This is a genomic window from Parasphingomonas frigoris (assembly GCF_036663815.1).
In the GTDB taxonomy this organism is placed as follows: Bacteria; Pseudomonadota; Alphaproteobacteria; order Sphingomonadales; family Sphingomonadaceae; genus Sphingomonas.
This window is the reverse complement of record NZ_JAXOJQ010000002.1, coordinates 835,518-848,436: the sequence shown is the minus strand read 5'-3', so window position 1 is coordinate 848,436 and position 12,919 is coordinate 835,518. Positions and strand designations below refer to the sequence as shown.

Annotated in this window: 14 protein-coding genes; 10 read left to right on the top strand and 4 right to left on the bottom strand. The window is 67.2% G+C overall.

The window, feature by feature from the left end; genetic code table 11:
* Position 1: 1 nt before the first annotated feature.
* Entirely contained in the window at positions 2-1,306 is a 1,305-nt protein-coding gene (locus U1872_RS09440) for a metal-dependent hydrolase family protein (protein WP_332792622.1), read from the top strand.
* Positions 1,307-1,329: 23 nt separating this feature from the next.
* The gene (gene pip / locus U1872_RS09435) at positions 1,330-2,283 is read left to right on the top strand and encodes a prolyl aminopeptidase (protein WP_332792621.1); all 954 of its coding nucleotides are present in this window, start codon (positions 1,330-1,332) and stop codon (positions 2,281-2,283) included.
* A 122-nt stretch (positions 2,284-2,405) separates the two neighbouring features.
* Here the strand turns inward: pip and U1872_RS09430 are convergent, their stop codons facing one another.
* Positions 2,406-2,912, bottom strand: coding sequence for a thioredoxin family protein (locus tag U1872_RS09430; protein ID WP_332792620.1), 507 nt, complete (start codon positions 2,910-2,912; stop codon positions 2,406-2,408).
* Positions 2,913-3,143: 231 nt separating this feature from the next.
* Positions 3,144-3,959 carry a cold-shock protein gene (locus tag U1872_RS09425; protein ID WP_332792619.1) on the bottom strand — a complete coding sequence of 272 codons (816 nt, stop codon included), beginning with the start codon at positions 3,957-3,959 and terminating at the stop codon, positions 3,144-3,146.
* Positions 3,960-4,165: 206 nt separating this feature from the next.
* Here U1872_RS09425 and U1872_RS09420 point away from each other — a divergent pair, with 206 nt between their 5' ends.
* The 7 genes from U1872_RS09420 to rpoN all read left to right on the top strand — a co-directional run bounded on the left by U1872_RS09420 (position 4,166) and on the right by rpoN (position 10,156).
* On the top strand, positions 4,166-4,957 hold the full coding sequence (locus U1872_RS09420) for a TerC family protein (RefSeq protein ID WP_332792618.1): 792 nt from the start codon (positions 4,166-4,168) through the stop codon (positions 4,955-4,957).
* 220 nt (positions 4,958-5,177) lie between these two features.
* On the top strand, positions 5,178-5,765 hold the full coding sequence (locus tag U1872_RS09415; protein ID WP_332792617.1) for a manganese efflux pump MntP: 588 nt from the start codon (positions 5,178-5,180) through the stop codon (positions 5,763-5,765).
* A gap of 43 nt (positions 5,766-5,808) precedes the next feature.
* Complete coding sequence (locus U1872_RS09410) at positions 5,809-6,429, top strand: ribonuclease D (RefSeq protein ID WP_332792616.1); 621 nt, start codon at positions 5,809-5,811, stop codon at positions 6,427-6,429.
* 29 nt (positions 6,430-6,458) lie between these two features.
* Complete coding sequence (gene lptC / locus U1872_RS09405) at positions 6,459-7,094, top strand: LPS export ABC transporter periplasmic protein LptC (protein ID WP_332792615.1); 636 nt, start codon at positions 6,459-6,461, stop codon at positions 7,092-7,094.
* Positions 7,095-7,099: 5 nt separating this feature from the next.
* Positions 7,100-7,630 (top strand): LptA/OstA family protein, encoded by a 531-nt coding sequence (locus tag U1872_RS09400; RefSeq protein ID WP_332792614.1) that lies wholly within the window; start codon positions 7,100-7,102, stop codon positions 7,628-7,630.
* A gap of 128 nt (positions 7,631-7,758) precedes the next feature.
* Entirely contained in the window at positions 7,759-8,535 is a 777-nt protein-coding gene (gene lptB, locus U1872_RS09395; RefSeq protein ID WP_332792613.1) for an LPS export ABC transporter ATP-binding protein, read from the top strand.
* A gap of 115 nt (positions 8,536-8,650) precedes the next feature.
* On the top strand, positions 8,651-10,156 hold the full coding sequence (gene rpoN / locus U1872_RS09390) for an RNA polymerase factor sigma-54 (RefSeq protein ID WP_332792612.1): 1,506 nt from the start codon (positions 8,651-8,653) through the stop codon (positions 10,154-10,156).
* A 40-nt stretch (positions 10,157-10,196) separates the two neighbouring features.
* Here the strand turns inward: rpoN and U1872_RS09385 are convergent, their stop codons facing one another.
* Both U1872_RS09385 and U1872_RS09380 read right to left on the bottom strand, forming a co-directional pair.
* Positions 10,197-10,517, bottom strand: a complete 321-nt coding sequence (locus U1872_RS09385; RefSeq protein WP_332792611.1) for a hypothetical protein — start codon at positions 10,515-10,517, stop codon at positions 10,197-10,199.
* 526 nt (positions 10,518-11,043) lie between these two features.
* Positions 11,044-12,042: a ligase-associated DNA damage response exonuclease gene (locus tag U1872_RS09380; RefSeq protein ID WP_332792610.1), complete on the bottom strand. Its 999-nt coding sequence runs from the start codon at positions 12,040-12,042 to the stop codon at positions 11,044-11,046.
* Positions 12,043-12,151: 109 nt separating this feature from the next.
* On the opposite strand from U1872_RS09380, the gene U1872_RS09375 reads away from it, so the two are divergent.
* A complete protein-coding gene (locus U1872_RS09375; protein ID WP_332792609.1) occupies positions 12,152-12,883 on the top strand; it encodes a hypothetical protein in 732 nt (243 codons plus the stop codon).
* Positions 12,884-12,919: the final 36 nt, after the last annotated feature.

The window sequence follows — 12,919 nt, the reverse complement described above, 5'->3', positions numbered from 1 at the left end:
AATGATGCGCAAAGTCCTGATCGCTGTGGCCACGTTGCTGGCCTCGACCGCTACCACGCCGCTGCTCGCCGAGACCTTCGCGATCCAGGCCGGCCATCTGATCGTCGATGCCGCGAAGCCCGAGCGCGGTCCCTCGACCGTGATCGTCACCGACGGGCGGATCGTACGGATCGACGACGGCGCCACCGCCCCCGCCGGCGCGACCGTGGTCGACCTGCGCGACCGGACGGTGCTGCCCGGGCTGATCGACGTCCATGTCCACCTCACCAGCAATGCCGGCGAGCCGTGGTACAAGAGTCTCACCCCGCAATATTCCGAACCCTATGCCGCGACGATCGGCCTCAAGAATGCGCTGACCACCGCGCGTGCCGGCTTCACCACGGTGCGCGATCTCGGGGGCCTGCCCGCCGCCAGCATCGCGATGCGCGACGCGGTCAAGGACGGAAGCTTTCCGGGGCCGCGCATCCTCGTCTCGGGCCCGGCGCTGTCGATCATCGGCGGGCATGGCGACGGGACGGTCGGCCTCAACCCCGACCTGCGCAACGCGATCGAGGCGAGCGGCGAGCAGTTCTGGGTGTGCACCGGGCCGCTCGAATGCGCCAAGGCGGTGCGGCGCGTCGCGGCCTACGGCGTCGACGTGATCAAGTTCCACGCGACCGGCGGCGTGCTCGACGATGGCAAGATCGGCCTCGAACAGCATTTCACCGACGAGGAAATGAAGGCGATCTGCGACACCGCGCACCAGCTCGGGCTGAAGGCAGCGGCGCACGCGCATGGCCCCAAGGGAATCGCCGCGGCGGTGCGCGCCGGGGTCGATTCGATCGAGCATGGCACCTTCGTCGACGACGCCGGCATAGCGCTGATGAAGGCGCACGGGACCTACTATTCGGCGACCTTGATGGCCTTCTCGGGGCTCCAGCAATATATCGGCAAGGGCGTGTTCACCGCCAATGCCGAGGCGAAGGGCCGCGCGACCCTCGCGGTGTGGGGCAGGGGGCTGAACCGTGCCTACAAGGCCGGCGTGCCGATCGCGCTCGGCACCGATGCCGCGGTCTATCCGCACGGGCGCAACGGCGAGGAACTCGGCCTGATGGTGTCGAAGGGCGGGATGACCCCGCGCGACGCGCTGATCGCGGCGACCAAGGGCGGCGCCGATCTGCTCGGGCTGGCGGCGGAGACGGGGACGCTCGATATCGGCAAGTCGGCCGATCTCATCGCCGTCGCAGGCGATCCGCTGGTCGACCCTGCCGCAGTGCTCAAGATCGGCTATGTGATGGTCGAAGGGCGGCCGATCCCGCTCAAATGACCTCTTGCTCCGGACCCGCTTCGATGACCGACCTGCGCACGCTCTATCCCGAGATCGAACCCTATGCGACCGGGATGCTCCACGTCGGTGACGGCCACACGATCGCGTACGAGCGCTGCGGCACGCCCGGCGCGACGCCGGCGGTCTTCCTGCATGGCGGACCGGGTGGCGGCATCTCGCCGAGCCATCGCCGGCTGTTCGACCCGACACGCTACGACGTGCTGCTGTTCGACCAGCGCGGCTGTGGCCGCTCGACGCCGCACGCCTCGCTCGAGGCGAACACCACCTGGCATCTGGTGGAGGATATCGAGCGGATGCGCGCGCTGGTCGGGGTCGAGCGCTGGCTGGTGTTCGGGGGATCGTGGGGCTCGACGCTCGCGCTGGCTTATGCCGAGACGCATCCCGAGCGGGTCAGCGCGCTGATCCTGCGCGGCATCTACACCGCGACCCCGGCCGAGCTCGCCTGGTATTATCAGTTCGGCGTCTCGGAGATGTTCCCCGACAAGTGGGCGGGCTTCGTCGCGCCGATCCCGGAGGCCGAGCGCGGGAACATGATCCAGGCGTATCGCCGGATCCTGACCGGCGACGATGCGGCGGCGCAGCTCGAGGCCGCCAAGGCGTGGACGATCTGGGAGGGCGAGACGATCACGCTGCTGCCCGATCCGGCGATGACCGAAGCCTTCCAGGACGGCCATTTCGCGCTCGCCTTCGCGCGGATCGAGAATCATTTCTTCGCGCACAATGCCTGGCTAGAGGACGGCCAGTTGCTGCGCGATGCCGGAAAGCTCGCGGGGATTCCGGGAACGATCGTGCACGGTCGCTACGACATGCCGTGCCCGGCGCGCTATGCCTTCGCGCTGCATCAGGCGTGGCCCGAGGCCGACTTCCATCTGATCGAGGGCGCGGGCCACGCCTATAGCGAGCCCGGCATCCTCGACCAGCTGATCCGCGCGACCGATCGATTCGCGGACGGCTGAGCGCCACCCCATCTCGTCACCCCGGGCTTGTCCCGGGGCCCACCGTGCCACGCGTGCTGTGCCGTGACACTGTGCATCTCGGTGGAGCCCGGCACGAGGCCGGGGTGACGAGTGAAGGGGCTCTAGCGCACCCAGCTCGCCAGCCAGTCCGACAGCGCCTGCGGGCTGAGCGTGCGTGCATCGGCGAGCGCCGCGGTGCGGCCGGGGTTTTTCAGCGTGTCGGTCTTGGGATCGACGATCAGCACGCTCGGCACGCCGCCGCCGAAATGGTCCTTGAGGCCATATTTTGCGGCCACATCGAGATTCTTGTCGAAGCGGCCGACATCGACCGTGACGATCTCGTACTTCCTGGCGAGGAATTCGCGCAGGCCCGGTAGTTCCATCGTGCCCGCGAGCAAGCGACAATCGAGGCACCAGTTCCCGCCAAGATCGATCAGCAGCAATTTGTGCTGCGCCTTGGCGCGCGCCCGCGCGGCGGCGATCTCTGCCTTGGCGTTGGCGGTCTCGGTGTACGGCAGCGGAAGCGGCGTGTTGAGTTGGGCGAAGCTGGCTGCGGCGACCTTCGGACCGGGGGCGGCGAGCGCGGGGGCGGCAAGGGTTAGGGCGATCGCGGCAAGGGCTAGGCGCATCGGAGGTCCTTCTGTTCCCTTCCCCGGCGCAGGCCGGGGCCCAGGCGTGGTCGGGTCGTTGAGCGGTTCACGCCCAGACAGCGCCCGACGGCGCGGCTGGGCCCCGGCCTGCGCCAGGGAAGGGAAAGGTAGGGGCTTCCCGACGCAGCGCACACAAAGAAAAACCCGGCAGGCCTAAAGGCCCACCGGGTTGATCTGTTATGCGTCCGACGAAAGCGTCAGACGAAGAAGTTAGGCGATCGAGGTCAGGTTCACCGCTGCCATCTTGCCGCGACGATCGACTTCGAGTTCGAACTCGAGCCGGTCGCCCTCGTTGAGCGAGGTCATGCCACCACGCTCGACGGCCGAGATGTGCACGAATGCATCGGGCTGCCCGTCGTCGCGCTGAATGAAGCCGAAGCCCTTCATCGCGTTGAAGAACTTGACCGTGCCGGTTGCCTTCTCGCCGGTCAGCTGACGCTGCGGCGCACCACCAGGAGCGGCGCCACGCGGGCCACCCGGAGCAGCGTCACGCTCGCGCGGCGGACCGCGGTCGGTGACGGCCATCGGCTCGCCGTCGATCTTGAGGTCGGTCGCCGAAATGCGGCCACCGCGGTCGACGAGGGTGAAGCCGAGCGGCTGGCCCTCGGCGAGACCGGTCAGGCCGGCCTGCTCGACAGCCGAGATGTGCACGAACACGTCCTCGCCGCCATCATCGCGCACGACGAAGCCGAAGCCCTTCTGCCCGTTGAAGAATTTTACGACGCCAGTGCCTTCACCGACAACCTGCGGGGGCATGCCACGGCCACCGCCGCCTGCGCCACCACCGCCGAAGCCGCCGCCACCGCCGCTGCGGAAACCACCGCCGCCGCCGCCGCCGCCGCCGAAGCGATCGCCGCCGCCACCGCCGAAGCGATCACCGCCGCCACCGAAACGATCACCGCCGCCGCCGAAACGATCGCCACCGCCGCCGAAGCCGCCGTCGAAGCCGCCGCTATCGCCGAAACCGTCGCGCTTGTCGCGCCCGCGCCCGCCACGATCGCCGCGGCGTCCTTTATCGAAACTCATGCCCTGTTCGTCTTCCCGGTTCGTCCGACATCGTTATCGCAACCGTTGCGTCGGACGAAAGACGCAGGGTTTTGTGACCAACCCAATCGTGCCACCGAATCGCATTAGCCTAAATTTCCGAAGGCTGCGAATGAATTCGTCCAAAATGCGGCACGGATCGCACGGTTCTTGCGCGATTGTTGCAAGCACGGCACAGACTCGCCCCCATGTCGATCGCTGCGCTCCTGTCCGACCCCGCTGCCTGGGCGGCCCTCGCCACGTTGATCGTGATGGAGGTGGTGCTCGGGATCGACAATCTCGTGTTCATTTCGGTGCTGTCGAACAAGCTTCCGCCCGAGCAGCGCGAGAAGGTGCGGCGAGTCGGCATCGGTCTCGCGCTGGTGCTGCGACTGGGGCTGCTGTCGGTCATCGCCTGGATCGCCGGTCTGGTCGAGCCGGTGTTCGACCTCGGCCTGAGCGGCGCGCCCGACCAGCATGGCGTCCCAACCTTCGAAACCGCCTTCTCGGTGCGCGACCTGATCCTCATCGCCGGGGGGATCTTCCTGCTCTGGAAGGCGACGACCGAGATCCACCACACGATCGATTCGCAGGATCCGCACGACGTTGCAGACAAGACGCCGTCGGCTGTCCTGTCGTTCGGTGCGGCGATCGTCCAGATCCTGCTGCTCGACATGGTCTTCTCGATCGATTCGATCCTGACCGCGATTGGCATGACCGACGATCTGCCGGTAATGATCGTCGCGGTCATCGTCGCGGTCGGCGTGATGCTGCTCGCCGCCACGCCGCTCGCCAACTTCATCGAGCGCAATCCGAGCGTGGTGATGCTTGCGCTCAGCTTCCTGCTGATGATCGGCGCAGTGCTGATCGCGGACGGCTTCGGGGTGCATGTGCCCAAGGGCTATGTCTATGCCGCGATGGCGTTCTCGGGCGTGGTCGAGACTCTCAATCTCGTCGCGCGGGGACGGGCGCGGCGGGCGCGAGGGCGGGCCGCGGATTGACCGGGGCACCCCGAGAGCCTATCTTTCGGCCCTCTTTTGGGGAGTAGCCACCCGCTTCGAGCGGGGCCTTCGTCAACATAGTCGAATCGCCGTATTCGGTCGGTTCGTGGCGATGGCAGCAGCACTGGAGTGCACGCCCGGCCAGACCAACGACAGGACACCGCACTTAGGGCCAGCGGTGGATCCGGTCGTTTCGGTAGCGGCCTCGGGAAGTCAGCACATGACGGGAATCGTGACACTAAGCGGGCTGGGGCTCAGCCTGTCGGTTGATGCGTTTGCAGCGGCGGTCGGCAAGGGCGCCGATGGCCAATCGAATCGCTTCCGCGATGCGCTGCGCGTCGGTGTGGTGTTCGGCGTGTTCGAGGCGGTGACGCCGGCCATCGGCTGGGCGGTCGGGCTCGCCCTCGCCAGCTGGATCGCACAGGTCGATCATTGGGTCGCTTTCGTGTTGCTCGGCGGCGTCGGGCTCAACATGCTGTGGCAGGCGTCCAAGACCGCCGATCCGAGCGCGGATGCGGTGCCGGCGGCGAAGGGCGGGGTCGGTCGGCTCGTGCTCACCGCGCTCGCCACCAGCATCGATGCGACCGCGGTCGGCGTCAGTCTGGCCTTCATGCACGTCAACATCCTGCTCGCCTGCCTGATCATCGGCGGCGTGACGACGGTGGTCGCGACCGCCGGGGTGCTGATCGGCAAGCATGCCGGCCCCTATCTCGGCCGCTATGCCGAGGTGCTCGGCGGCGTGGCGCTGATCGTCATCGGCAGCATGATTCTGTACGATCATCTGACCGCGGCGGCACCTGCCCTGTAAAGGCGCCATTGAGCCCGGCGGCATTCGTCGCTAGGGGCGGGCGATGACCGTGCATCTCTACGAAGAAGACATCCCCGCCGACCTGTTCGCGCCCGGCGCCGACATTGCGGTCGATACCGAGACGATGGGCCTGATCACACCGCGCGACCGGCTGTGCCTGGTGCAACTGTCCGACGGCGGGCCCGACGAGCATCTCGTGCGCTTCTCGCCCGACAGCGATTATGCCGCGCCCAATCTGCGCGCCTTGCTCGCCGATCCGGCGCGCGTGAAGCTGTTCCACTTCGCGCGCTTCGATCTCGCCGCGATCAGCCATTATCTCGAAGTGACCGCGACCCCGGTCTACTGCACCAAGATCGCCTCGCGGCTGGTGCGCACCTACACCGATCGCCACGGCCTCAAGGAATTGGTGCGCGAACTGCTCGGACAGGACATTTCGAAGGCGCAGCAATCGTCGGACTGGGGTGGTCCTGTGCTCAGCGACGCGCAGAAGGACTATGCGGCCTCCGACGTGCGCTATCTCCACGCGATGCGCGAAGAGCTCGACCGTCGCCTCGCGCGCGAAGGCCGCACCGAGCTGGCGCAGGCCTGCTTCCAGTTCCTGCCGTGGCGCGCCGAGCTCGACATCGCAGGCTGGCCGGAAGTCGATATCTTTGCGCACATGTGACGCCCGATCCGCCGCCGGGAGCCATCCCGATGTCTGACGCACGCGCGATCCGCAACGCGCGCCATGTCTGGGCTGCGCCCGGCAGCAGCCATGATCGCGTGGTCGCGCTGCTGCGCGTCGTGCTGCCGGTGCTGATCGGCGTGCTCGCCGCGTTCGTCGTGGTGCTGCCACTCTATGCCGGCGGCGACGTCAGCTTCCTGCTCGACAAGAAGAAGGTCGAAGTCGCCAAGGAGCGGCTGCGCGTCCAGTCGGCGAGCTACAAGGGCGAGGACGACAAGGGCCAGCCGTTCGCGCTGACCGCGGGCTCCGCCGTCCAGAAGAGTTCGGCCGAACCGATCGTCAAGCTCGAGAAGCTGACCGCCGAGATCGGCCTCAAGGATGGCCCGGCAAACATCGTCGCGCAGCACGGCCATTACGACATGGACAAGCAGCAGGTCACCGTCGACGGCCCGGTGCGCGTCGACAGCAGTGGCGGCTATCATCTCGTAACGCAGGATTCGACGCTCGACCTCAAGACCAAGACGCTCAAGAGCGGCGGCGCGGTGACCGGGAGCGTGCCGCAGGGCACTTTCAGCGGAAACCAGCTCAACGCCGATCTGGAAAATCATATCGTGCGGCTCGACGGCAATGCGCGCTTGCGGATCGTTCCGCGAAAGACGAGATAAGCGGCATGCAGCGCCTTCCCGCCTTTCTCGCCCTCTCCTTGGCCTTTTCGGGGCCGGCGGTCGCGCAGACCGCGCACAATTCGACCGCGCCGATCAACTTCAGCGCCGATCACATCGAATTGCAGGACAAGGCCAACCGCGCCTTGCTGTCGGGCAGCGTGGTGGTGAAGCAGACCGAGATGACGCTCAACGCCGCGCGGATGACGGTCGCTTATACCGGCCAGGTCGTCGACGGCAGCCCGCAGGTCTCGCGGCTCGACGCCTCGGGCGGCGTCACCGTGACGCGGCCGGACCAGACCGCGCGCAGCAACTTCGCGGTCTACGATCTCAACAAGCGCGTCGTGACGATGCTCGGCGCGGTGACGCTGATCCAGGCGGGCAATACCGTCAATGGCGGGCGCCTGACGATCAACCTCGACACCGGGCGCGCCGTGATCGACGGGTCGTCGGTCGGCGGCGGTGGCGGCAAGGCGGGCACGACCACGAGCAGCGGCGGACGCGTCAGCGGCACCTTCTCGGTTCCCAAGCGCAACTGACCGGCGGGCGGGGCAGTTGGACGCCCGCGGCTTTCACGACTCGGTCGTTTCGCGTATGGCATGCACAAAGCCTGCCAGATGCCGTGCGGTAACGTTTCGGTAACCCCAAACTGCGAGCACGGACCCGTATGAGCGACACCCTCACCCTCGACAGCGCGCCGCCGATCGCCGAGGCGCCGGTGACCGATGGCCTGTCGGTCATCTCGATCGCCAAGTCGTACGACAAGCGCAGCGTGCTGACCGACGTTTCGGTCTCGGTCGCCAAGGGCGAGGTGGTCGGGCTGCTCGGCCCCAACGGCGCGGGCAAGACGACCTGCTTCTATTCGGTGATGGGGCTGGTGAAGCCCGATTCGGGTCGCATCATGCTCGACGGCGCCGACATTACCGGCCTGCCCATGTATCGCCGCGCGATCCTTGGCCTCGGCTATCTGCCGCAGGAAACCTCGATCTTCCGCGGCATGACGATCGAGCAGAACATCCTCAGCGTGCTCGAACTCGCCGTGCCCGACAAGGCGCAGCGCAAGATCCGGCTCGACACGCTGCTCGAGGAATTCGGCCTGACGCGTCTGCGCGATTCGCCGGCGATGGCGCTGTCGGGCGGCGAGCGTCGCCGCGCCGAGATCGCGCGCGCGCTCGCCGCCGATCCGTCGATCATGCTGCTCGACGAGCCCTTTGCCGGGATCGACCCGCTGTCGATCGCCGACATTCGCGACCTGATCTGCGAGCTCAAGAAGCGCGGCATCGGCGTGCTGATCACCGATCACAACGTCCGCGAGACGCTCGAGATCGTCGACCGTGCGTACATCATCTACGACGGTCGCGTGCTGTTCACCGGCTCGCCCGAGGAACTGGTCGCCGATGCCAATGTGCGGCGGCTGTATCTCGGCGAGGGCTTCTCGCTCTGATCATGGCGGATGCCACCCCCTTCGTCGCCCCGGCGCAGGCCGGGGCCGCTGGATTGTCTGGCGGAGCGGGAGCGTCAAACGTAGCGGCCCCGGCCTGCGCCGGGGCGACGTATTCGTGAGCCTCGCCCCGCGCCTCGACCTGCGCCAGTCGCAATCGCTGGTGATGACCCCGCAGCTCCAGCAGGCGATTCGCTTGCTGGCGCTGTCGAACCTCGAGGTCGAGGGCTTCCTCGCCGAGGAGATCGAGCGCAACCCGCTCCTCGAGGCGAGCGCCGCCGACGATGACGGCCCGACGCAGGAGCGCGAGGCCGACACGCCGATCCGCGACGAGCCCGCGACCGCCGACGAACTGCTCGTCAGCGGCGGCGACGGCGGCGAGGCGTCGCTCGACGTCGATTTCACCGCGGAGAGCTTCCACCACGACAGCCCGGCCGATCAGAGCGGGGCGGTGGGGATGGACGGCTCGCTCGGCCTCAACGGCACCGCGAGCGGCGGTGGCCTCGGCGAGGACGGCCCCGACTTCGATTCGTTCGCCGACACCGCCACCAGCCTGTCGGATCATCTGCTCGCGCAGGCTGGCACCGCGGTCGACGGCGCGGACCTGTTCATCGCCGCGCACCTGATCGATCAGATCGACGAATGCGGCTATCTCACCGCCTCCTTGCTCGACATCGCGACGCGGCTCGGCGTGCCGCTGGTGCGCGTCGAGCAGGTGCTGGCGATCATCCAGACCTTCGAGCCGACCGGCGTCGGCGCACGCGATCTGGCCGAATGCCTCGCGCTGCAGGCGAAGGAGGCCGATCGCTACGATCCGTGCATGGCGCGGCTGATCGACAATCTCGATCTCGTCGCGCGCGGCGACCTGTCGCGGCTGCGTCGGCTATGCGACGTCGACGACGAGGATCTGGCCGACATGATCCGTGAGCTGCGCAATTACGATCCCAAGCCCGGCTGCCGTTTCGGCGGCGAGCCGGCGCAGGCGGTGGTGCCCGATCTGTTCGTCGCGCAACGCAAGGATGGCTGGGGCATCGAGATCAACGCCGCCACGCTGCCGCGCGTGCTGGTCAACCGGAGCTACTATACCGAGCTGTCGAGTGCGCGCGGCGACAAGGCGAGCAAGGCGTGGCTCGGCGAGATGCTCGCCAGCGCGAACTGGCTGGTCAAGGCGCTCGACCAGCGGCAGCGCACGATCATCAAGGTCGCCGCCGAGATCGTGAAGCAGCAGGAAGGCTTCTTCCTCCATGGCGTCGCGCAGCTGAAGCCGATGACGCTGCGCCAGGTCGCCGACGCGATCGAGATGCACGAATCGACGGTGTCGCGTGTCACCAGCAACAAATATCTGTCGTGCGCCCGCGGGCTCTACGAGCTCAAATATTTCTTCACCTCGGCGATCCAGTCGTCCGAAGGCGGCGAGGCGGTGTCGGCACAGGCTGTGAAATCGGCGATCAAGGCGCTGATCGCGGGCGAGGGCGACAAGATCCTGTCGGACGACACGTTGGTCGAACTGCTCAACGCCAAGGGGTTCGACATCGCGCGGCGCACAGTCGCGAAATATCGCGAGGCGCTCGGCATCGGATCGTCGGTGCAGCGCCGGCGGGCGCGGGCGCTCGAGGGCGCCTGAGAGCGTGAACCGGCCCGACCGAAGTCGGGCCGGCACGGGGTCAGCGCGAAGTCAGCGTCACCGTTCCGGCGAGCGCGCGCTTGGCGACCTGGTGCGACCAGACGGCATCGCCGGTCGGCGTTTCGAGCATCGCATTGTCGAGCGTGAGCGCGCGACGCAGTGCGGTATTGGCATCGGCGATGCGGCCCGTGCGCTGATAGGCGCCGGCGAGCTCGATCGCGACGCCGCCATCACGCGGCGAAATCATCGATTCGGTTTCGAGCGAACGCACCGCGGCAGCGGGATCGCGTGCCGGCGTTGCAGCGGCCGGGGCAACGGCCGCAGCCGCGACAAGGATGGTGATAGCGAATTTCAGGGTCATAATCTGTCTCCTAGTTGGTCTGTTACAGAATGATGACACATTTGCGGCATATCTGTGAAGCAATAATTTCACTTACGTGACGACACGGAGGCGCAGCCTGCTCGACTACGAAAATTAGCCTATTCCTAAGGACCTTGGGCGAGGCCGCCGGCAGAGCTTCGCAGGCCGATTTCCTACTGGCACGAGCAAATCGAGAAGGCACAAGGCCATCACTCCGGCGCGTAAGCAACGTTGCAGCTGAGGCCGGCGCTGCCCGCGACCGCGCAGGCCGATCGCGCTATCACGCACCAGGCGCATGACAGCCAGCGCGGGCGGACGCCTGAAGCTCTGATTGTTCACGCGCCGCAGGGTCTTCGCGAGCTCGGCATCGCCCAGAGTCATCACCTTGGGATGTGCCGCTACCCCCCACCACCGTTCGTGCTGAGCTTGTCGAAGCACTGTTCTTCTTGCCACCGTTGCCGAGAAGAGCAGCCCTTCGACGGGCTCAGGGCGAACGGAGGGGGGGATGGACCGGCAGCAACAGTCGTCAGTCGTCCTCATCCTCATAGCCCGACAGCGCGAGCGCGCGGGCCTTGATCTGGCGGGTCTGGCACCAATGGACGAGCGCATCCTCGCGGCCATGCGTCACCCACACTTCCTTGGGCGCGATCTCGGTCAGCGTGTCGGTCAGCTCGTCCCAATCGGCATGGTCGGACAGGATCAGCGGCAGCTCGATCCCGCGCTGCACCGCGCGCTGGCGCACCCGCATCCAGCCCGATGCCATGGCGGTGATCGGATCGGGCAGGCGGCGCGACCAGCGATCGGCCATCGCGCCGGGTGGCGCGATCACGACATGCCCCATCATCTCGGCCTTGTTCGCAACGGTCGCGGGGCGCAATTCGCCGAGATCGACGCCGTGCGCCTGGTACAAGGCGCACAGTTTCTCGAGCGCACCGTGGATATAGATCGGCGCATCATGCCCGCGCGCGCGCAATTCGGCGATCACGCGCTGCGCCTTGCCGAGCGCATAGGCGCCAACGAGGACGCAGCGCTCCGGGTTGGCGTGGAGCGCGGCTGTCAATTTGTCGATCTCGTCGCCGGTTTCAGGATGGCGGAAGACGGGCAGGCCGAAGGTCGCCTCGGTGATGAACACGTCGCATTTGATCGGCTCGAAGCGGGCGCAGGTCGGGTCGGCGCGGCGCTTGTAGTCGCCCGACACGACGACGCGCTCGCCGCGATATTCGAGCAGGATCTGCGCCGAGCCGAGCACATGGCCGGCGGGAACGAAGGTCGCCTTGACGTCGCCGAAGGTGTGGCTGTCGCCATACGCGACGGCGTTGCCGGGTTGCGGCCCATAGCGCGCGTCCATGATTGCGAGCGTCTCGGGCGTCGCCCAAACGGCTTCATGGCCGCCACGCGCATGGTCGGCATGGCCGTGCGTGACGAGCGCGACGGGGGAGGGGCGCGACGGATCGATCCACACGTCGGCGGGCTTCACGTAGATCCCGTGCGGGTGGGGATCGATCCAGTCGCCGAGCTTTGCCATCAGTGACTATATGGGTGGGACGCGTTTGAGTTCCAAATCTCCCTCTCCCACAGGCTGAGGGATTTGGGTGCGCCTTGGATTGGCCCCATTGCTGTAAGAACGATGCAGCATGACCTGCGCATCCTCACCCTCCGCCCCGCCGACCCGCCACGGCAGGATGTTCGGCCTCGCGCTGATCGCGCTGGCGATCGCCGCACCGGGCTCGGCCGCCCATGCCGACGCGCTACAAACCAAGATTGTCACGAGCGCCCGCGCCACGCCGACCGCGCGCCATGCCTTTCGTCGCACGCTGGCGTTCGAGCGGACCGGCGCCCCGCGCACGACCTATGTCGAGCAGTTCGACCCCAGCCGCGCGCCTACCGAGCGCTGGTCCTTGATCAGCATCGACGGCCGCGCGCCTACACCCAAGGAAATCGCCAAGTCGCGCAAGGCCAATCACGGGCCGATCCCGTCCTACGCGGAACTGGCGGAGTGGTTCGGCAGTCCGGCGACCCGCACCGACGCTGGCGGCGGCGTGCTGTACCGCTTTGCCCGGCTGCCCGCGGGCACGTTCAAGATCGGCTCGCACGATGCGTCGGCCGATACGCAGGTCGAGGCTTTGGTGAACACCAGCGGCGCGGTGCCGTTCGTCGAGCGCGTACGGATGACGTCGAACAAGAGCTTCAGCGTCATGCTGGTCGCCTCGCTGCGCAGCATCGTGGCCGACCAGCGCTATCGTCTGCTCGGCGACGGCATCGCCGTGCCGTCGGATGCGACCAGCGCGCTTACAGGCGCGATGATGGGCAAGGCCGGCACGATGCAAACCAGCACGAGCTACAGCGAGTATCGCGCAATTCGCTAAGGTGCGGACGCGAAGGGGTGGTCATTGCCGCTTTGC

Bases quoted from the DNA above. Each gene is read 5' to 3' on its own strand.
- U1872_RS09430 (WP_332792620.1), bottom strand. From the start codon at position 2,912: ATGCGCCTAGCCCTTGCCGCGATCGCCCTAACCCTTGCCGCCCCCGCG.
- lptC (WP_332792615.1), top strand. From the start codon at position 6,459: ATGTCTGACGCACGCGCGATCCGCAACGCGCGCCATGTCTGGGCTGCG.
- pip (WP_332792621.1), top strand. From the start codon at position 1,330: ATGACCGACCTGCGCACGCTCTATCCCGAGATCGAACCCTATGCGACC.
- U1872_RS09375 (WP_332792609.1), top strand. From the start codon at position 12,152: ATGACCTGCGCATCCTCACCCTCCGCCCCGCCGACCCGCCACGGCAGG.
- U1872_RS09415 (WP_332792617.1), top strand. From the start codon at position 5,178: ATGACGGGAATCGTGACACTAAGCGGGCTGGGGCTCAGCCTGTCGGTT.
- U1872_RS09410 (WP_332792616.1), top strand. From the start codon at position 5,809: ATGACCGTGCATCTCTACGAAGAAGACATCCCCGCCGACCTGTTCGCG.
- U1872_RS09380 (WP_332792610.1), bottom strand. From the start codon at position 12,042: ATGGCAAAGCTCGGCGACTGGATCGATCCCCACCCGCACGGGATCTAC.
- U1872_RS09440 (WP_332792622.1), top strand. From the start codon at position 2: ATGATGCGCAAAGTCCTGATCGCTGTGGCCACGTTGCTGGCCTCGACC.
- lptB (WP_332792613.1), top strand. From the start codon at position 7,759: ATGAGCGACACCCTCACCCTCGACAGCGCGCCGCCGATCGCCGAGGCG.
- U1872_RS09425 (WP_332792619.1), bottom strand. From the start codon at position 3,959: ATGAGTTTCGATAAAGGACGCCGCGGCGATCGTGGCGGGCGCGGGCGC.
- U1872_RS09400 (WP_332792614.1), top strand. From the start codon at position 7,100: ATGCAGCGCCTTCCCGCCTTTCTCGCCCTCTCCTTGGCCTTTTCGGGG.
- U1872_RS09385 (WP_332792611.1), bottom strand. From the start codon at position 10,517: ATGACCCTGAAATTCGCTATCACCATCCTTGTCGCGGCTGCGGCCGTT.
- U1872_RS09420 (WP_332792618.1), top strand. From the start codon at position 4,166: ATGTCGATCGCTGCGCTCCTGTCCGACCCCGCTGCCTGGGCGGCCCTC.